At 40.0% G+C, this 19,231-nt stretch carries 16 protein-coding genes and 1 pseudogene; 6 read left to right on the forward strand and 11 right to left on the reverse strand.

Annotation, left to right across the window (positions count from 1 at the left end):
- Nucleotide 1 precedes the first annotated feature (1 nt).
- Complete coding sequence (locus tag D172_RS16330) at nt 2-679, forward strand: nitroreductase family protein (protein ID WP_007376452.1); 678 nt, start codon at nt 2-4, stop codon at nt 677-679.
- Here the strand turns inward: D172_RS16330 and D172_RS16335 are convergent.
- Nucleotides 672-980, reverse strand: coding sequence for an ArsR/SmtB family transcription factor (locus D172_RS16335; RefSeq protein ID WP_007376451.1), 309 nt, complete (start codon nt 978-980; stop codon nt 672-674). The genes D172_RS16330 and D172_RS16335 overlap by 8 nt on opposite strands.
- Nucleotides 981-1,084: 104 nt before the next feature.
- On the opposite strand from D172_RS16335, the gene D172_RS16340 reads away from it, so the two are divergent.
- Both D172_RS16340 and D172_RS16345 read left to right on the forward strand, forming a co-directional pair.
- Nucleotides 1,085-1,273, forward strand: coding sequence for a YgaP family membrane protein (locus D172_RS16340; RefSeq protein WP_033023357.1), 189 nt, complete (start codon nt 1,085-1,087; stop codon nt 1,271-1,273).
- A complete protein-coding gene (locus D172_RS16345; protein WP_007376450.1) occupies nt 1,273-1,617 on the forward strand; it encodes a rhodanese-like domain-containing protein in 345 nt (114 codons plus the stop codon). The genes D172_RS16340 and D172_RS16345 overlap by 1 nt, the downstream gene beginning before the upstream one ends.
- 21 nt (nt 1,618-1,638) lie before the next feature.
- Here the strand turns inward: D172_RS16345 and D172_RS16350 are convergent, their stop codons facing one another.
- Together D172_RS16350 and D172_RS16355 are read right to left on the reverse strand one after the other, a co-directional pair.
- Nucleotides 1,639-2,034: a DUF1801 domain-containing protein gene (locus D172_RS16350; RefSeq protein WP_007376449.1), complete on the reverse strand. Its 396-nt coding sequence runs from the start codon at nt 2,032-2,034 to the stop codon at nt 1,639-1,641.
- Between the two features lie 42 nt (nt 2,035-2,076).
- Entirely contained in the window at nt 2,077-2,622 is a 546-nt protein-coding gene (locus tag D172_RS16355; protein ID WP_033023371.1) for a PH domain-containing protein, read from the reverse strand.
- A 288-nt stretch (nt 2,623-2,910) separates the two neighbouring features.
- Here D172_RS16355 and D172_RS16360 point away from each other — a divergent pair, with 288 nt between their 5' ends.
- Entirely contained in the window at nt 2,911-3,666 is a 756-nt protein-coding gene (locus tag D172_RS16360; RefSeq protein WP_007376447.1) for a MipA/OmpV family protein, read from the forward strand.
- Nucleotides 3,667-3,713: 47 nt separating this feature from the next.
- Here D172_RS16360 and D172_RS16365 read toward each other — a convergent pair whose 3' ends face one another.
- From D172_RS16365 to D172_RS16380, 4 genes are all read right to left on the reverse strand, one after another.
- Nucleotides 3,714-8,018 carry an alpha-1,6-glucosidase domain-containing protein gene (locus D172_RS16365; protein ID WP_007376446.1) on the reverse strand — a complete coding sequence of 1,435 codons (4,305 nt, stop codon included), beginning with the start codon at nt 8,016-8,018 and terminating at the stop codon, nt 3,714-3,716.
- Nucleotides 8,019-8,042: 24 nt separating this feature from the next.
- Complete coding sequence (locus D172_RS16370; protein ID WP_007376445.1) at nt 8,043-10,919, reverse strand: TonB-dependent receptor; 2,877 nt, start codon at nt 10,917-10,919, stop codon at nt 8,043-8,045.
- Nucleotides 10,920-11,090: 171 nt separating this feature from the next.
- Nucleotides 11,091-11,708 carry a LysE family translocator gene (locus D172_RS16375; protein ID WP_033023353.1) on the reverse strand — a complete coding sequence of 206 codons (618 nt, stop codon included), beginning with the start codon at nt 11,706-11,708 and terminating at the stop codon, nt 11,091-11,093.
- Between the two features lie 207 nt (nt 11,709-11,915).
- Nucleotides 11,916-12,323, reverse strand: a complete 408-nt coding sequence (locus D172_RS16380) for a DUF3224 domain-containing protein (RefSeq protein WP_007376442.1) — start codon at nt 12,321-12,323, stop codon at nt 11,916-11,918.
- Nucleotides 12,324-12,411: 88 nt separating this feature from the next.
- Here D172_RS16380 and D172_RS16385 point away from each other — a divergent pair, with 88 nt between their 5' ends.
- Nucleotides 12,412-14,190 (forward strand): ABC transporter transmembrane domain-containing protein, encoded by a 1,779-nt coding sequence (locus D172_RS16385; protein ID WP_007376441.1) that lies wholly within the window; start codon nt 12,412-12,414, stop codon nt 14,188-14,190.
- A gap of 41 nt (nt 14,191-14,231) precedes the next feature.
- Here the strand turns inward: D172_RS16385 and D172_RS16390 are convergent, their stop codons facing one another.
- Both D172_RS16390 and D172_RS16395 read right to left on the reverse strand, forming a co-directional pair.
- Complete coding sequence (locus D172_RS16390) at nt 14,232-14,939, reverse strand: hypothetical protein (protein WP_007376440.1); 708 nt, start codon at nt 14,937-14,939, stop codon at nt 14,232-14,234.
- Nucleotides 14,940-15,134: 195 nt separating this feature from the next.
- Nucleotides 15,135-15,730: pseudogene (locus tag D172_RS16395) on the reverse strand (OmpA family protein).
- Between the two features lie 189 nt (nt 15,731-15,919).
- Here D172_RS16395 and chrA point away from each other — a divergent pair.
- Nucleotides 15,920-17,074, forward strand: coding sequence for a chromate efflux transporter (gene chrA / locus D172_RS16400; RefSeq protein ID WP_007376438.1), 1,155 nt, complete (start codon nt 15,920-15,922; stop codon nt 17,072-17,074).
- Here chrA and D172_RS16405 read toward each other — a convergent pair.
- Nucleotides 17,031-18,290 (reverse strand): mechanosensitive ion channel family protein, encoded by a 1,260-nt coding sequence (locus D172_RS16405; RefSeq protein ID WP_007376437.1) that lies wholly within the window; start codon nt 18,288-18,290, stop codon nt 17,031-17,033. The two genes, chrA and D172_RS16405, sit on opposite strands and share 44 nt — an antisense overlap.
- On the reverse strand, nt 18,287-19,207 hold the full coding sequence (locus D172_RS16410; RefSeq protein WP_007376436.1) for an acetyltransferase: 921 nt from the start codon (nt 19,205-19,207) through the stop codon (nt 18,287-18,289). Before D172_RS16410 ends, D172_RS16405 begins: the two co-directional genes overlap by 4 nt.
- Nucleotides 19,208-19,231: the final 24 nt, after the last annotated feature.

Raw genomic sequence — 19,231 nt, forward strand, 5'->3', positions numbered from 1 at the left:
CATGCAAGATCACCAAAGCCAGCCATTAAACGACTTTATAGAATACCCACACGACGAAATGCTAAATCGCGCTAACGAGTTTTTAACCACTAGCCAACGCCGCCATAGCATTCGCAGCTTTAGCGATCGCCCAGTACCAAAAAATATTATTGAGACATGTATAAAAGCAGCGGGCACAGCACCAAGTGGAGCGAATCATCAGCCTTGGCATTTTGTGGCTATAAACAGCAGTGATGTAAAAAAACAAATAAGAGAAGCCGCCGAAAAACTAGAGCGATCTTTTTACGAAGGCAGAGCAGGTGAAGAGTGGTTAGATGCGCTAAAACCGTTAGGCACCGACGCCAATAAGCCTTATTTAGAGCATGCACCTTGGCTTATAGCTGTATTTAGTCAAAAAAAGGGGGGCGTAAGCACCGATGATAAAAATACTAATTACTACGTACACGAATCGGTTGGTCTAGCTACCGGCTTTTTAATTCAGGCTTTGCATCGCAGTGGTTTGGCAACCCTTACTCATACTCCAAAGCCAATGAGTTTTTTAACCGACATATGTGGCCGCGATAGGGATAACGAACGCCCATACATGCTACTTATTGCAGGCTACCCAAGTGGTGATGCAACAGTACCTGCTCATGCACTGGATAAAAAATCTATTGATGAAATAGCTACTTTTATTTAGTGTTTTCTGCTCGGCAAAACCACTCATATAGCAAAGCAATGATCGACTCAACTTTTGGGTCGGTCAATGAGTAATAAATAGTGTGTCCATGTCGGCGGGTCATAACCATATCCGCCTTGCGTAAACTGGCTAAATGTTGAGATAGTGCAGATTGAGCCAAGGGCACATTTTTATTTAATTCACCAACACTTTGCTCACCTTGTAGCAAACTGCATAAAATCATTAAACGATTTCTATTAGCCATTAATTTTAAAAACTGTTCGGCTTGTTCTGCATTCACAGCGAGTTGTTCAATATTCATTTAATCACATCATTTATAAATATGCTTTTAAGTATAGACTTTTACATTAGATAACTCTAATATAAATTAACATTAGGTATTACTAATATAAAATTGAGATTATAATGAAAATAAGCGATGCGATACTTTTAATCGGCGGTAGTGCAGTAACAATATCAGTACTTTTAAGCTATTTTGTACATAGTAATTTCCAGTTTCTAACATTATTCATAGGTATTAACTTAGTGCAGTCAGCTTTCACAAAGTGGTGCCCATTAATGTCTTTTTTACGCAAAAGAGGATTCACAGACTAATGCTTACTTCAATTCCTGACTTACTAAAAGTTATCACACCTAACCAGCGGCGTATTGACGCAGCGCAAGCAAAAATAGAGCTCGAACAAAATAAAGGCCTACTTATTGATGTGCGAGAACCCGCAGAGCACGCTACAAAAGCCGCTATAGGAGCAATAAACATTCCGCGTGGGTTACTCGAAATGAAATTAATGGAAATAGAAAAAGATGCTGCACGGCCAATATACTTACACTGTGCAAGTGGTGCTCGCGCAACATTGGGAGCAGAAGCGTTAACGCGTGTTGGTTATGAAAACGTTAGCGTTATTACCTGTGATGCAAATCAAATTTGTAGCGTATTTTAAGCATCAACTAAGTACTTATAATTATGCGCCTAACAAAGGTAGGCGTTTAACTTTTTGATAAGTCAGTGCTAATTTAATACACTCTTTAACTGGGTGTTCTGGTAATGGCTTTTCACTATTTAATACAATTGCCCGGTTACCTTCAAAAGTGAGACTGTGGGAATACAACTCTCTAAATGTGCTGACTAGCTTTGATTGGCAATGAAAAAACAAATAACACGATGAGCCCTTAAAGCCTATGCGAATGGGGCTGCCATTTATTACGTTATAACTTGGCTCTCCCCACTTTAAAGACTCTTCAACAGCTCCTAAGTTTTGCTCTTGTGCTACGGTATAAATTAACTCTCGTAATTTTATAAGCTTACTTTTTGCTGTCTCAGGATAATTATTAAATATATTTTTTATATCCGTATTCATAAAAATATCCTTGTAAGCGCTCTACCTATACTTAAAGATAAATTACTTTTGTTGTTTTTCATCCAGTAAAACAAGTAGCATTTGTTCTATATTTTTTACACTATAAGTCAGCGCTCTTAGTAGCTCTTTCTCACTTTGCTCTGTCGACTGCTGCGACGTTTTACCTTGATTAGCCAATACATCTTTTTGTTCAAGTATCGCCTCTCTAAACTCACTCGCATTAACTACACCGAGCAAAGATACTAAAGCGCCGTGTCCTGATTGCCCTGCCGTTTCAAAACTTAAACGATATAACCCAAAGAGCCGCATTAACGGGCCTTGGCTCAACCCAACATCAGTTATTTTTTCAAGCGGTATCGACTTTTCCTCTTTAAATAATACCCCACGTTTAACTACTAGCTTTTGTGGTAATAGTTCAGCAGACATCGCAGCTAATATTCGCCCAGCCGCCAACCACACTATAAATAAAATCAAAGGGATGAGTGGAATAATAACCAACGCTAAAAAACTAATGAGTGATGCAGTAACCATCCAGTATTGTTTTACTTTAAAATCGAATGATGCACTTTTTAAAATAATTTCAGCCATAATCATATTATTTCTAATCACCATAAAAATTCAAAGTACTCCATTACAAAATTGAATGCAATTTCATCAAATATAAAAATATAAAGTTATTCTAAAAATATGTTACTTATATTTCGTAATACATATAAAAAATTGCAATCCAAAAAACCACTAAACACTTTACTTCAGCTGCTTACATATATTTAAAATTTCACACACTAACTTACAACTCAAAATACTTATAACCGTTACACTCACTGCGTCAAACCAATAACAAATCTTATAACTACATTAATAGCGAAGGTAATCATGAATATTTATGTGAAAAAGAGTTTGCAACTGTTACTTAGCACATTAGCCTTATCAAGCCTAATGGCTCAAGCGCAAGATAAATCTCCGTGGTCGGTTGGTGCTGGGCTTATTTCAACTGAATCTCCCTATGCGGGCACAGATAATAGAACATTGCTCTTACCTATGATCAACTATGAAGGTGAAAAATTAACCTTTAGAGGCTTTGCACTCGATTACAAATTAGTTGAAAATAAGGGGTTTAATTGGTCAGTAATACTGGAACCCGGTCAATTTTTTGATTCGTCTGATTCTGATCTCGCCGAGATTAAAGCACTCGACGATCGCAAAATATCTCTCTATGCAGGTTCTAAAGTAAGTTATACCACAGGGTATGGTAGTTTAAGTGCCAGTGCGTCACACGATATATTGGGCCATGGCGATGGCGCAAAATTAAAAGCTCGCTATAGCTACCCATTCAAACTTTCTAAACAAATTATGTTAATACCTTCATTTGGAGTTGAGCTAAGCAGTAGCAAAGTATCAAATTATTATTACGGTGTTACAAAGGGCGAATCAAACACTTTTGATGCATACGAATTAGGCTCTACAGTGAATTATAATGCCGGTATGCTACTCAGCTACCAGCTTAATAAAAAATGGAATGTGAGTGCTATGATTAACTACACACAACTAGACTCTGATATTGAAGACTCGCCAATTATAGATACGTCGAGTATCTCAACTGCCATGATGTCGGTTAGCTATCAGTTCTAATTTAAAACATAGAAGCCGAGCATATAGTAATGCTCGGCCTCTAAATGCTATTGTTGATTAATTATTACCTTTATATTATTTCTATCAGGGCCAATAACGCTAAATGTATAATTACCCTGCTCAGCAACGCTCAAAGCTATATTAGTACCCACCGCTTCCAGTAAAGTCAGTTCACCTATATTTACAATTGGGGATTCACCTACACCACCGTAATCAACGGTACTCCAATCCTCAGAAGCCACTTTAAACTCATAATCACCCGCTTCTAAAGCTAATGACGTTGTATAAGTAGCATTACCCTGATAAATAAGTGGGTTATCCGTACTCCATTCATTTAAATTGCCTCGAATAAATACTTGCGTATCAGCAAACATTTCCGCATTTAAAATGATTAATGTAACGGCGCTTAAATCGCTCGCATCCAATACAAATTGATATTCGCCATCATTAGCAATATCTATAGTCATATTTGCGCCACCAAGTGCTAATAGTTTAGCTTTGCCTATAGTTGCACTAATATCGCTATCAGCAGAGCCATAATCAACCGAACTCCAGTCTTCAGAGGCAACTTTAAATTCGTAACTCCCTGCAGCGAGAGTATTAGTAAAAGTATAAATACCCTTTCCTTTGTAAATCAGTTCGTCTGTGACTCCCCAATTATTTAATGTACCTCGCACAAAAATGGCATTACCAACAAATGGCTCTTCGTTATAAATTTTAAGTGTTGGGCTCTCCTTATCGCTAGCATCAAATACAAACACATAAGTGGCATCAATAGCGGCAGTAAAAGTCATGTTAGACCCACTAGCTGTTAGGGGCTCACTTTGACTTTCAATTACTTCTTTATCGGCATCTGATAGCGCACCAAAATCGACAGTAGACCAATCTTCTGAGGCTATTTTAAATTCATAGTCACCCGCACTAAGCGTAACAGCTAAGCGGTACTCTCCATTACCAACATATTCAAGTACATCACGAGTACCCCAATCATTTAACGAGCCGCGCACATAAACGGCAGTACTCGCAAAAGGCACTACATCGGGGGCACCTACCGTTGCATTAGCACTTAACCCTACACCTTGGCCATCGTCTTGCGGCTGAACAAATACCGCCATTGTGTATGCTGGTACGTTAAAGCTACCTTCACCATCTCCTTGAGTAAAAGAAGCTGCAGCCATCATTGGATCAACACTATCTTTAAGTATACTGTGTAACTCAAAGCCATTCGCCGTTGGTATGCTATGAGTAAGCAACTGCTCGGTGCTATTAATAACCACAACGAGCGCATCGTTGTTTGCATCAATGTCGGTTAATCCTTCGCCATCATCAATACTCATAACAATTAAGCCATGTTGCTGGTTTTTGCCCACATTATGAAAACCAACACGTTCTATTACATCTTGCTCTGTGGTTAATCTAAATAATGGGCTAGCACTGCGAATAGCTAAAAACTCTTGAAAAACACCACCAGCATAAGCAATATTTTGCGGTTGTGCAGCAGCTTGAGGGTTACCCGAAATAGGCATTATTTCAGACCATTTCTCTTGGTTTTTCTCAGCATTAGGTAAGCCAATATTCCAATTATTATTTTGCTTAGTTAAATCAACTGCATTAAACCAATCTCCGGCATTGTAACTATCACGATCCATTGACTTTGAACGCAGTAAATCAGCGCCCAGTTGCATAAATGGTATGCCTTGGCTTACAAGCGGCATAGCGAGCGCCATATTGTGAGCACGTACACGCTCTTCAATATTCATACTAGCAGCATGTTTATATTGTAATTGATCCCATAGCGTTTCGTTGTCATGTTTAGAGACGTAGTTAATGCTATCGGCAGGGTCAAGTGCATATGCTGTTGGCTGAGTATTCCACGTAAAGCTATTGCCCTTGGCTGAATTACCTTTAAAGTCTTTTAGAATATAATTTTGTAAATTCCCAGCAAGCGATAAACGCAATGTATCTTGCTCAGCTAAATTACCATCGGTTGGGTTATTGCTAAACAATGCTCCACCTCGAATAGCCTCGCGGATACGGTCGTTAAAGGTACCCACCTCTGAACCCGCCATATCGGCTTGTTTTGCTTGCGTAAATAAACGGTTATTAGCTACTTCACCAAAGTCCCAACCTTCGCCATAAAAATAGTTATCTGCATCGATTGCTTGAACCGCTTCACGCGCTGCTAAAATAGATGATTTAGGCATATGCCCCATCACATCAAAGCGAAAACTATCATAACCAAAGTCACGGGCTAAAATCACTAATGAATCAGTGACAAACTTATCCATCATGACATGCTCAGTGGCGGTGTTTTCACAACATGTTGATTGCTCAATGCCACCACTCACTTCGTTGTACCTGTGATAATAGCCGGGTACTAATTTATCAAATACCGACTTATCCCAAATACCTGATGCTGTTGTATGGTTATAAACAACATCCAGCACGACTCTTAATCCAATTTCGTGTAGCGACTGCACCATAGCGCGCGTTTCAACTACGCGAGCAATACCCTCAGCCGTTGAGGCATAAGACCCTTCAGGGGCAATAAAATGATGCGGATCGTAACCCCAGTTAAAACCATCTAGATCACGCATAGCACTGGCAAGTGCTTGGGCATCGTCAGAGCCTGGTAAATAACTTTGCAGCAACTGGACAATAGTGCTGTTCTTGTCTTCTGTTTTACAAGCGTCTGCTTCATCATTTATACGTTCACATAACTTACCTAACGTATCGGTTATTTCAACTCGCTCTGCGGCATTTTCTTCAATAGTGCCAATGTCTGTCACTGGTAGTAAATGAAAGTGAGTTAAACCCTTATCAGCCAACTGCTTAAGATGCTGCATTGGCACGCTTTCGCGCTCTGTAAATGCAAGGTATTTACCGCGATTTGGTGCACTAACACTGGTATCGCGCACACTAAAGTCACGTACATGCCCTTCATAAATAATCGCATCTTCTGGATTGGTAACGGTCGGTATACTGCGTTCATCCCAGCCCTGTGGTTTGGTGTCATCGTCATTTAGGTTGATTAGCTGCGAATACAAACCATTGCTTGATACATTGAGTGAATAGGGGTCTGTACTCCATAAACTTTCAATCGCTTTAGTGATTGGGTGATATACATCAAAAGCAAAACGGTAGTAATGGCGATCGTATTTAGTATCTAAGCTGATAGACCAAATGCCAGTATTACTATCAAATAACATTGCACTGCTATGCACTTGTGCTTTATCGGCATCAAACACATTAAGTATCATATTATTGGCCGTAGGTGCCCATACTGATACATCAATTGCATTGTTATTGTAATTAACGCCTAGTAGCGCCTCGTTAGCATCATTTTCATTTTGCGTATAAAGCGCATCTAGTGCTTTTGCTGTTTGAACGTAACTTGCTTCAAGAAGTTTGCCATCAACATCAAAACCCGCCACTAGCAGTTGTTGTTTAATTAATTGCTTAGCGGCCTCTGCATCCCAGTTACCTTGATAAGCGGTCCAATCACTCAAGTGCGGTACTTTTAGTGCTTGCTCATCGGTTAAGTTGGTTTGTATCAACTCAATGCTTTGACCATTTAATCCAGTCTCTTCATCAACCTTTAAATCTGCGCTTGCAGAGCTATATAATTTAATGATTTGACTCAGTTCATTACTCGGTTTGTATAATACTGTATTTAAATCTATCCAATGTGCAGAAGCCCCTGCAATAGCAACCGGACGCTCACCTAAATTTAAAATAGGAAACTCAAAAACAGACGGCTCACCATGTAAAGTAAAGTTCATACGCTGAAATTTTTCGTCGTCTTGCATTAATGGCATTGTTAAATCAACATCACCAAATGCCTTACCATCACCTTCTGTGCCTATATGAATAATAAAATTAGCGCACTCGTTGTAATCGGCTTTGAGCTTTATAATCCAATAAGCACCATAATTCGGATCTATCCCATCATGCACATGGCCGTTTTCCCAATCGCTCGTATCAAAAGGCGGTGCAAAAGCATCGCACACATCGTTATTCCACGAATGCAATCGGTAACCTTCATAGTTAGCGTCTGTTACGCGGTTATAAAATAAAATTGCCTCATTATCGCCAGGAAATACAACAGGATCAGGTAACGTTGGATCAGCGCCAACAATACAGCTTTCATTTTTTTCGTCGGGAACCGTTGGCGCTGCGCATTCAATCGGCTCAGGATCGACACACTGTGTGCCAGTTTCGTTTGGTACTTGAGGTACATTACAAGTGAGTAACACTTGCCCCGATTTCACATCATCACCACTGCCACATCCAACTAATAGCATTAAGTTTAAGGCGACTAAGAAGTAACTATATTTTTTAATTTTTTTCATTTTTAAACGCTCCAACTTGCTAAATTAATGACTATAAGTAAAACCAAGATAAAGCTGACGACCAAAGTACTGAGTCGTACCGGTGCGTTGCTTTGTGCCAAAGTAGCTTTGGGTCGGTTCGTCTGTCAGGTTATTAACTTGCAAAAGCATTGTGAGGGAATCAGTAAGTTTGTATGACGTTTGAAAATCTATCACCGTTTCAGAGTCAAAATTAACAACTTGTTCGTTGATAGCGACTTGCTCAGATACAAATTCATCACGATAACGTGCATTTAAACGTGTTTCGAAGTTGTTATTTGAATAAAACAAAGTCGCGTTAACTACATTATTTGAAAGCCCAGGTAAAGATTGCGATACGGTATCGCCTCCTAAACTGGTAATAGACGAGATTTCGCTCTCGGTGTAAGAGTAACTACCGTTGATCCCTAACCCATTAAATGGCTCGGGTAAAAACGTAAATACATGGGTATAAGCTAACTCTAACCCTCTAATATAACCGCCCTTGCCATTGTTAACGGCGGTGGTGTAAATCCCATTGGTTGTGGCAACTTGTTCACCACTTATTGGGTCTTCAATAAAATCAGGTACGTTAAAACCATTGCCTTTAAAGTCGAAGTTTTCGATTGATAAGGTTTCAACAAACGAGTCTATGTTTTTATAAAATAGGGCTGCGGCTACAGACCCGTTACTCTCTTCAAAATAATATTCGTAAGATAAGTCATATTGGTCAGCATAAAATGGCTTTAAAAATGGGTTGTTATTGCTCGAACCATTAATGACCCCATCATCACTTACGTTAGCACTGGCATCACCGGCAAGGCGGTTTATTGGTGCTCGCGACATCACTTTAGCGGCAGCAAACCGCAATTGAGAATTGTCATTCAATTGCAGGTTTAAATTAAGTGATGGTAAATAATCGGTGTACTTTGTCCCTAGTACATTGGGTGCATAAAGGTCGTTAATAATCCCGTTTTCGTCGACAATATTTTGTGCTCCCAAGCGGGCATCACCATTTACGTTTTCAAGTACGGTTGCCGACTGGTCTGTCTCAATTCGACGTACACCCACGTTACCTAACAACGCTAAACCAGCAACTTCAGTATTTATATTCACCATCACGTAAGCGGCCAATACATCTTCAAACACTGAACCACTTTGCAATAATGTCCAGGAGTAATTACTAGTATATCCTTGGGCGTCATCAACACCGTCTGCATTACCCCATGTTTGCACTGGTTGTGGTGTCCCATCTGGAAACCATGCGTTTAGCGCTTTGTCTAAATCAATGGCTAAATAAGAGGGAAAATAACTAAACTCACCTTGCCAATCAACAATTGAGGTCATCTCGTCTGTTAAACGCATCGGTGGCTGTGTTGATGAAAATGCGCCATCATTTCCGTATTCAAATACCGAACGCTTACGGCTATATTCTCTATCAGAATAGCGTGCACCAAACTCAACAGAGCTAAATATATCGTTTTCTAATTCGTATTTAAAGTCGAGCCTAAATGCGGTTACTTCATCTTCGGTTTGATCCGGGTAAATACCGTATTTACTAACCATAACGCGGTTTATATCGCTAAATGCAGCGGCTTGATTAAAGCCAACATCGGGTAAACTTAGGCCATTTAATTGATAGTTAATAGCAACGTTCGTATCAAACACAGGGGCCTCTGCGTTAGCATCTTCAGCTACTAAGCTCCATAACAAACCATTTCTAAAGTTACTTTTAGCGCGTGATAATGACACGTCTGCATTAACGCTTAAACGATCATTCACTTGCCAATCAGCGTTAACACCAAAGCTATCTACTTCGTCAAAGTCTTGGTTATCATCATTTACTATTTCAACGCGAGTATAGCTTTGTGAAGTTCGATTTACAGCAGCGCCAATAACTGTATTTCCATCAAGCTGAGGATTTGCATATGCTGCAGAAGGGCCACCTAACTTCACCCTAAAACCACGAGCAAATGACTTTTTATCAAATCGAGATAAAAACGCATCCCCTTTAAGTCTAAAGTTATCAACAGGTGCCCACTCTATTGCGGCTAAATAACCATTTCGAGTTTCTTCTCCACCTGAGTGCTGTAGTTCAAAGCCTTCACTTATGTATTCGTTTGCTGGATTTTGCGTTGGCCCATTAGTGTCGTTAGCGAGCCCATCAACATCTTTAGTATCATTGTAAGCAAGGCCAATAAACTGAGTTGCGACGCTTGGCTGAAATAATCGCGCATAACCAAGTGCTACGCCAAGTGTGTCATCGAGGTATTTACCTTGATATGAAAAACTAATCCGGTCGCCAAACTCCGTTGCATCAAATACCTCTGACGCACGGTCGTTATACATGCCTCGCACATTGGCTACAAATTTATGCTGTTGTGAATTATTTAATGGGCTTGCTGTTTCAAGTTCAACAGTGCCCGCTACACCGCCTTCAATTAAGGATGCTTTGGGTGATTTATATACCGCAGCAGAACTAATAAGTTCAGAAGGGTATTGGTCAAACTCAATACTACGACTACCACTGGTCGATACTTGCTCGCGACCATTTAATGTCGAAAAAACAAAGCCGCCCGAAAGCCCACGGATGTTAATTTGTGCAGCTTGGCCGCCGGTTCTTACCGCCGATATACCAGGTAAACGCGTCAGTGCATCAGCCATTGATATATCAGGTAAAGCACCTAAGTCATCCGCTGATATTTGCTCCGATACCGTATCGCTAAAGCGCTTTTGATTCAAAGACTGTATTAAGCTGCGGCTAAAGCCGCTCACTTCAATTACTTCTAAGTCTGCTTGAACTTTTTCAGGTTTACTTTCGTCCTTAGTTTGGCTTTCATTCGCTATTGCGCTATTTGCAGCAAATAATGCCAGCATTAGCGCGCTTAATTTGAATTTTTTCATGTGTGCGTACCTTTTAGTTATTGTTATTCGTTATGTCAGTCAGTGCAGTTAAAACATAACCAACAAAGTGTAACTAAAAGGTAATCAAATTGTGATGAATACGTATGCATCATAGAGGGCTTTGGCTGTAGCTATTTTGTACAAATAATTCAGCAACAACCGATTATAAAACTACAAACCAATTACCACCCTTATGGCTAGGGCAATAAACACAACACCCAGTATTTTGTCTAACCATGGATTTTGCTTGGTAAAACCAAAACGGTTTTTAGACACCTCAGTTAGCACTGCAACTAATAAATACCAACCAGTATCAATTACAAACACGGTTAAGCACATAATAATACCAATGCTTAAAGTGAGATTTTGCGGATCTATAAATTGTGAGAACAACGCTAAAAAGAAAATCGCGAGTTTAGGGTTTAAAAAAGCAATCGCAAATCCATCTTGTAGCGCTTTACTCGCACTTACTTCACTCTTTTGTACTTGCAGCTCGTTATTAATTGGTTTTGCTAGCAATATTTTTAAACCTAAATAGGCTAAATACGCAGCGCCTAAATACACCAATATTTGGTATAGTGTTGGAAATTGAGCCATTAATGCACCTAAGCCAAGTAATGAGGCTGCAGCATAAAGCCCAACGCCAATACCATGGCTGAGCGCGGCAAGCATACCGTTTTTCATGCCACCACTAAGCGTGTGCTTTAACACCACTGCAAGGCTTGGCCCTGGTGACATTGCACCCATCATGCATACCAATGCTAAACTCAACCAAACAGATAAAGCCATTTATATCCCTTATAACTTATGGTTTTCAATAGCTAATCCGCATAAGTATTTACCTATGCTTTTTTATTTAAACTGAACTCTGGTTAAGAGATTTTCAGTGAAAACAAGGCGAATTTACGCGTCAATAGTGGGCCTATTGCAAGTAAATTCAACGTAGTTAGCGCTGAAAATAGCTGCTCAAGATAGATTTATTATCCAGAATTAAGGTTATTTACTATCTAAAGTGTATTCAAAGTCATAGTAATGAATACCTTGCTCTATACGAATTTTCATACTGCCGCTTAAGCCTTCAAGTTCGCCAGTGCCTGAATCGGGAATTACATTTAAAATTAGGCTGTCTTGGCCTTTATCCATAGTGCCAAAATGCTGTAATACAAAACTTCCTTTTTTGCCGTCAAGCTCACCTAACACTTGCTCTATGGCAACATAACCGGCACTGCCTTGCGTAGGCGTCATGGCGCTAAGCATTTCGCCTTGGCTGGTGGCATTTAAGCTACCTTTAAATGTTTTATCTATCGACATGCGTCCTAAGTTAATGCCTTGCTGCCCTTTGGCATAACCTTCAATGGGCGCTAAAGTGACTGTAAATTCACCGTTTATTATATTTGTAGTCATAACGAATCCTTATTGATGATATTTAATACTATTGATTTTTAATTCGATGATGCCATATCTATACCTTAACCTTCAAAAAGAATCCACTATGTCAAAAGAAACATCCATAGCCGAAAAAGCTGCGTTTAGCAGTTTATTACCTGTTTTTGCGTTTATTAAACCGTACAAATGGATGGTAGTAGCTGCCCTAGCTGCGTTATTAGTTACCGCAGGCGTTAACTTGTCATTAGGGCAAGGTGTTAAATTTGTTATTGATCATGGCTTTATTGCAGGATCAAAGGCCCAATTACAGCAGGCCGTATTAGTACTTATTGGTTTAATCAGCTTATTAGCAGTAGGCACTTTTAGCCGTTTTTATTTAATGTCGTGGATTGGCGAACGAGTCAGTAACGATATTCGAAAAGCCGTGTTTAATCGTATTGTAACGCTACACCCTAGCTACTTTGAAGAAAACCGCAGTGGCGAGCTTATGTCGCGTTTAACCACCGACACCACATTACTGCAATCAATTATCGGCTCATCATTTTCTATGGCGCTGCGCAGTGTACTTATGTTGATTGGTGGGCTTGCTATGCTGTTGTTTACTAATTTAAAACTTACTTTAGTAGTTGTAGCGTGTGTACCGCTGGTACTTGTCCCAATGATGATATTTGGTCGCAAGGTACGAAAACTAGCAAGTTCTAGCCAAGATGCTATTGCCGACATAAGTACCTATGCCGGCGAAATCATACAAAATATTAAAGTAGTGCAAAGCTATAGCCACGAAGAACAAGAGCAACATGCCTTTGCACTCGAGACCGAAAAAGCCTTTAACGTGGCTAAAAAACGTATCAAACAACGTTCGTTTTTAATAGCCGTAGTGATTTTTTTAACCTTTAGTGCCATTAGCGCAATGCTTTGGGTGGGTGGTAACGATGTACTTGCGGGTACTATGACCGGCGGCGAGTTAGGTGCATTTGTGTTTTACGCTATTATGGTGGCAATGTCGGTGGCAACCGTTGCTGAAGTATATGGCGAACTACAACGAGCAGCAGGCGCGGCAGCAAGATTACTTGAGTTACTTGCTGTTAAAAGTGAAATAGAAAACCCGTTAAACCCACAAGATAGTAATTTACTGCAAGAAAGTAGCAGCCCTGCAATTGCGCTTGAAAACATTAGCTTTAACTATCCTTCTCGCCCCGACGTAAGTGCGCTTAATAAAATAAGCCTAAATATCGAGCAAGGCCAAACTGTGGCTATTGTTGGCCCTTCCGGCGCTGGTAAAACTACATTATTTGAATTGCTACAACGTTTTTACGATCCGGCCAGCGGAGCCATTAAATTTAAAGATGTAAACATTAAAGATTTATCGCTTAATACTCTGCGTAATAAAATGGGCATGGTAGCGCAAAACCCTATTTTATTTAGCTCCGACGTAATGCATAACATCCGCTACGGCAACCCAAATGCAACCGATGAGCAAGTGTATACCGCTGCAAAACACGCCCACGCCGATGAGTTTATAAAACAGTTGCCACAAGGCTATCACAGCTTTTTAGGCGAGCAAGGCGTTAGGTTATCTGGTGGGCAAAAACAACGTATTGTGCTTGCCCGCGCTATATTAAAAGACCCAGAAATACTCCTTCTCGATGAAGCCACCAGCGCACTAGATGCACAAAGTGAGCACCACGTACAAGCGGCACTTGAACACCTAATGCAAAACAGAACAACGTTAATAATTGCCCATAGGCTGGCCACGGTAAAACATGCTGATGTGATTGTGGTAATGGAAAATGGGGAGATTATAGCAACGGGTACTCACCAAGAATTGTTAGCAAGTAACCCGTTGTATCAAAAACTGTGTGAATTACAGTTTAATAAAGATTGAGCTGGTACAAGTAATTAATTAAAGTAGCAGCGGCTTTGCTGCTACTTTTTGCTAAACCATTTGTTCATAGCCGCATCATAAGCCTCTGTTAACTTAGTTTTACTGCACAATTTCCCTGCGGTTAAATAACTATCTGGTAAGTCATTTTTTGGCATAACGCCTGCGCCAATAAACACCTTTTTAAAACAGGTATCACCTTTACGATAGGTAGTAGATTGCATACTTTGCTGCTCTATTTGTAATAGTGGTTTTACCGTTGCAGAGTGTACTTTTGGAACTGTGATCCTCTTTACCGTTGCGTATTCATCAGCTGTTGTACCAGTAGAGGTTGTACTAGCAGGTAAAGATCCTATTTGTTGCTGTAAAATACGATTAAGGCCTTTTTGTAAGTCGATTTTTTTATATGGCGTTAATGCTGCAGAGTGGGCATTTATTGTGGTCGAGCTTGTTATAGTGGAGTTTACCGGTTCAGCCGTTTTTTCTGCTTTTTTACTAGAAGAGCTTACTGATTTTAATACTGTTTTATTTACCGGCTCACTTGGCTTTTTTTCTATGCGTACACTTTTATTAACACTCTGTTGAGGCGCTTGCTGTGTTGCTTTAATTTTGGCTGGCACACTTACTATATAGGCTTTAATTGGCGGTGATTGCAGCTGCTTTATTTCAGGTACCTTTAAAGTTGCTAAAAAAAACAACAATAATCCATGTAAAAGTATTGATAAAATAATTGTCGAACGCCACTTTGCCATAAATATGTCCCTATGAAAGAACTAGTTATGACAGCTAACCGGTTTAAAAGTGCCATTAAATAAACAAATAAACCGCGCATTAGCGCGGTTTATAACCAACTTCAACTGAGAATAATAAACTATCTCAAGTCACTATTTTCAACGTTAACTACGTTGAGTTTGCTTGCAGTAGGAAGCCATCTGATAAATTACAAACTAACCTTGCGTATTAGGCGCTATCTGAATTTCTACGCGGCGGTTTTGAGCACGACCATTTGCACTTTTATTAGTCGCAATTGGACGAGTTTCGCCATAGCCTTTAGTGCTAACTCGTGCAGCCATAATTTGTTGATTCACTAAATAGTCTTTTACACTTTGTGCACGCTCGCGCGACAAGTTCATGTTGTAGCTATCTTTACCTGTGCTATCAGTATGCCCTTCTACACTAAGGTAAGTTTTTTCGTACTTATTCATTACTTTTGCAATCGCATTTAACGTGTCGTTAAAACCTGATGAAATATACGATTGATCCGTCGCAAAGGTAATATTTGATGGCATAACCAAACGTAAGTTGTCGCCCTCACGCACAACTTCAACCCCAGAGCCTGCAAGTTCATCACGAAATGCTTCTTCTTGTTTATCCATGTAATCGCCAACAGCAGCGCCCGCAAGTGCCCCTATTGCTGCACCAATAAAAAAGCGTTTATCTTTATGGTTACTCGTAGCTTTACCTAATACGCCACCTGCGGCACACAACCTGAAAGCAATACAGCTAATACGGTTACGCTTAAAAGTGATTTAGTTAAAGTCATGATGTTACCTATTCAATAAGAATTTAGCAGGAGTATGCAAATACACGTATGAACAAACTATGAAGAGAGTGTTAAAAGCAGCGCATCTTGCTTGATTGTTAAACAGACCTCAAACTAATGTGCCGTTTTAATAAAAATGTCATACTCCCTTGTGACAATTTAATGAATTTCACAAAGGATATGAGCGCAATGTTAATTGCTATTTTTAGACAGTTTTTTTTACTAGGGTGCATGAGCTTTGGCGGCCCAGCTGCGCATTTGGGTTACTTTAAGCGCCACTTTGTAGATACATTAAATTGGCTAACTAGTGCCCGTTACGCGCAGCTTATTAGTTTAAGCCAAGCACTGCCAGGGCCTGGCTCTAGCCAAGTTAGTTTTGCGATTGGTGTTGAGCGGGCTGGGGTACTTGGTGGTATAGCTGCTTTTTTAGGCTTTACGCTACCCTCGTTTTTAATAATGATGCTGCTGGCTATCAGTGCCCATCAGTTTGACGCTATTTACTTTGCTATTATTGCAGGCTTAAAGTTATTTGCCGTTGTTATAGTCGCTGATGCAACACTTAGTATGGCTAAAAGCTTTTGTACAAGTGCTGCGCTTAAGTTACTTGCGGTAATGAGTACACTTGCTTTGGTGTTATTTCCAATGATGGGAACTCAAATAGCAATTTTAATCACCGCTGCCACAATAGGTGCTATATGGCCTTTATTAAAACTTGGCACAGTAGCAAAAGATGCTAGCAGTACAAAAAGTAATATTAACTGGATTGCACTGGGGTTATTTGCGCTCTTACTTGGTGTTAGCTTTATTCCACTAGGGCATGAGTTTACTTTGTTTACCCCTTTTTACCAGGCAGGTGCAATGGTGTTTGGCGGCGGACACGTAGTACTGCCGGTACTTCAAGCTGGCGTACCAGCATTGAGTGATGATCAGTTTTTAAGTGCTTACGCGAGCGCTCAGGCAGTGCCAGGGCCTATGTTTACTATTGCTACTTACTTAGGCGCACAACTTACTACTGAGCAACCTTTAGTGGGTGGCCTTATAGCTACACTGCTTATATTTATGCCTGGTTTTTTACTTATACTGGCGTTTCAGAAGAGTTGGATTAATTTGGCAAGTAAGCCACGTTTTGCAAGTTCAATAGCGGCGCTTAATGCAGCGGTAGTCGGTTTTTTAGCGGCTGCACTGTATTCGCCAATTTGGACATCGGCTGTGCATAACTTTTGGCAAGTTGCGTTAGTAATAATTACATTTGCATGGCTGCGATTTAAAAAGCCACCTATTTGGTGGCTCTTAGCTTTATTTATTGCTGTGGGTCTTTTACAACACTATTTGCCATCACTCTAAATGTTGGCTTATCTGTTTGTTGCTCGTTAGGTGGGCTTAATTGTCCACTTACACTTTGATACGCTCTAAGCCCAAACACGGGTAATACCGCAAGTAAATGATCCATTATTTCGGCTTGTAAATGCTCGTACGAAATCCAGCGTTTGTCTTCACTAAAGCAATAAAACTCAATAGGTAAACCATGGTTTAGTGGTTGTAGTTCTCGTACCATTAACGTAAGCGATGTATTAATTTTACTGTGCTGCTTTAAATAGCCTTCAGCATAGCGACGAAACAGCCCTAAATTAGAAACTTGCGCAGGTAGTGTCGTTACTCGGATATAGTCATGTAGCGGAATAGCCGCATCAATTTGCTTTCTAAACTCATCACTTACTAAACAAATACTGTGCATATCTATATTAAGTGAACGTTTAATACGCCTACCGCCCGACTCTTGCATCCCGCGCCAGTTTTTAAACGAGCCCGCCACCAACATATAAGTTGGAATAGTTGTGATGGTATTATCCCAGTTACGTACTTTTACTGTGTTTAAACCCAAATCAATCACTTCGCCATCGGCGCCGTAGTTTTCTACTTGGATCCAATCACCATACGTTACTAAACGATTTGCAGCTATTTGAATGCTCGCTACAAAGCCTAATATGGTGTCTTTAAATACTAATAATGTAACCGCAGCAATAGCACCAAAACCAGAGAGAATATAAGTGGGTGACTTCTCAAGAAAAATGCTCACAATTAAAATTGCACACACAATAAAGGTGATTAGCTTAACAACCTGAATTAAGCCCTGAATAGGTACTTCACGAGCAAATTCAAGTTGGTTATAAATAGCGCCAGCAATACTCACTATGCTGCTTATAATAAAGCCGACGTAGATAATTAATAAAGCCTGCCCCACCGTTTTTAATATTTCGGCGGCCAATTCGTTAACCGGATAAACACTGTCGAAGGTCGCTAAAAATAAAACACAACAAAGCAACCCTGCAATACGTTTGTTGAGCTTGGTTAACATTGGAGAAAGTGCACCAATCCGCTCGGGAGAAAGCTTAGTTACTATTTTTTGAATGCCTGGCAACATTAAACGACGCGTAAATAAATACAGTACTAATAGAGAACATACGCCAATCGCAGTAGCTGTAATTGAGCTCAGGAAATCTGCATCGGGCACTTTATCAAACCAAGGAGTAATTAACTCCTGCAGGTGGGTATTCGTCATAGTGTTTCAATTTCCTTACTGATTTGTGGTTCAGGTAAATCTTGTTGAGCATAAATATCGGCAAGCTGCTGATCTTTGGCAACCCATAGCTCATTCACATAATGTTGAAAATTAACTTTAAATACGTCATCGCTTTGATAGCTGCCCTGCATATTGTCATTAATGGGCATTACGTTTATTGAAACATAAATAGAATCTAACTCACCTTTCAACAAGTTACGGCAAACATGATCTGTTTTGCCGCTATATACTAAACTTGTATTAAGCATGGCATCAAATTGATCGGCTAATACTTCAAGCGCAAAAGCAATGCCGCCCGCTTTGGGTTTTAATAAATGCTTAAAAGGACTTTGTTGCAGATTATGTTTGGCTGGCGTATAGCGTGTACCTTCAACAAAATTAATGATGGTAGTAGGATGATGACGGAAATTACGACAGCTATGTTTAGTTCGCTCTACATCAAGCCCTTTGAGTTTAGGGTTTTTAGCAAGCTGCGCTTTGCTTACCCGTTTCATAAACGGCATACCCATAGCCCACGCACCAGTGCCAATAAAAGGAACGTATTTTAATTCATCTTTTAAAAAGAACTTAGGGGCAGGCAAAGCATGTAATGAGCTAAGTACGGTTATATCTAACCAACTCGCGTGATTACAAATCAGTAAATACCAACGTTTTGAGTTTAAGTCGCCACTTATATCAACCACAATATTAGGGCAACCTAACCAAAGCCCTAAACGATTGCCGTTACACCAACCACGATAAGCGCTGTGCAATATAGAATTAACAATAGGTAGAGGAAGCAATAACTTAATAAGACCCAGCATTAATACCAGCGAGCCAAAAAGTATGACATTAGAAAACAACACGCAGCCTACAATTAAGCCGTTAAGCCAATTTGGTAACCACTTTTTTAGCATAACTGTAAGCTCATATTTTTTACC

It is taken from the genome of Pseudoalteromonas sp. Bsw20308 (genome assembly GCF_000310105.2).
In the GTDB taxonomy this organism is placed as follows: domain Bacteria; phylum Pseudomonadota; class Gammaproteobacteria; order Enterobacterales; family Alteromonadaceae; genus Pseudoalteromonas; species Pseudoalteromonas fuliginea.

Excerpts from the sequence above, each read along its gene's own strand:
- D172_RS16330 (WP_007376452.1), top strand. The coding sequence starts at position 2 with ATGCAAGATCACCAAAGCCAGCCATTAAACGACTTTATAGAATACCCA.
- D172_RS16335 (WP_007376451.1), bottom strand. The coding sequence starts at position 980 with ATGAATATTGAACAACTCGCTGTGAATGCAGAACAAGCCGAACAGTTT.
- D172_RS16340 (WP_033023357.1), top strand. The coding sequence starts at position 1,085 with ATGAAAATAAGCGATGCGATACTTTTAATCGGCGGTAGTGCAGTAACA.
- D172_RS16345 (WP_007376450.1), top strand. The coding sequence starts at position 1,273 with ATGCTTACTTCAATTCCTGACTTACTAAAAGTTATCACACCTAACCAG.
- D172_RS16350 (WP_007376449.1), bottom strand. The coding sequence starts at position 2,034 with ATGAATACGGATATAAAAAATATATTTAATAATTATCCTGAGACAGCA.
- D172_RS16355 (WP_033023371.1), bottom strand. The coding sequence starts at position 2,622 with ATGGCTGAAATTATTTTAAAAAGTGCATCATTCGATTTTAAAGTAAAA.
- D172_RS16360 (WP_007376447.1), top strand. The coding sequence starts at position 2,911 with ATGAATATTTATGTGAAAAAGAGTTTGCAACTGTTACTTAGCACATTA.
- D172_RS16365 (WP_007376446.1), bottom strand. The coding sequence starts at position 8,018 with ATGAAAAAAATTAAAAAATATAGTTACTTCTTAGTCGCCTTAAACTTA.
- D172_RS16370 (WP_007376445.1), bottom strand. The coding sequence starts at position 10,919 with ATGAAAAAATTCAAATTAAGCGCGCTAATGCTGGCATTATTTGCTGCA.
- D172_RS16375 (WP_033023353.1), bottom strand. The coding sequence starts at position 11,708 with ATGGCTTTATCTGTTTGGTTGAGTTTAGCATTGGTATGCATGATGGGT.
- D172_RS16380 (WP_007376442.1), bottom strand. The coding sequence starts at position 12,323 with ATGACTACAAATATAATAAACGGTGAATTTACAGTCACTTTAGCGCCC.
- D172_RS16385 (WP_007376441.1), top strand. The coding sequence starts at position 12,412 with ATGTCAAAAGAAACATCCATAGCCGAAAAAGCTGCGTTTAGCAGTTTA.
- D172_RS16390 (WP_007376440.1), bottom strand. The coding sequence starts at position 14,939 with ATGGCAAAGTGGCGTTCGACAATTATTTTATCAATACTTTTACATGGA.
- chrA (WP_007376438.1), top strand. The coding sequence starts at position 15,920 with ATGTTAATTGCTATTTTTAGACAGTTTTTTTTACTAGGGTGCATGAGC.
- D172_RS16405 (WP_007376437.1), bottom strand. The coding sequence starts at position 18,290 with ATGACGAATACCCACCTGCAGGAGTTAATTACTCCTTGGTTTGATAAA.
- D172_RS16410 (WP_007376436.1), bottom strand. The coding sequence starts at position 19,207 with ATGCTAAAAAAGTGGTTACCAAATTGGCTTAACGGCTTAATTGTAGGC.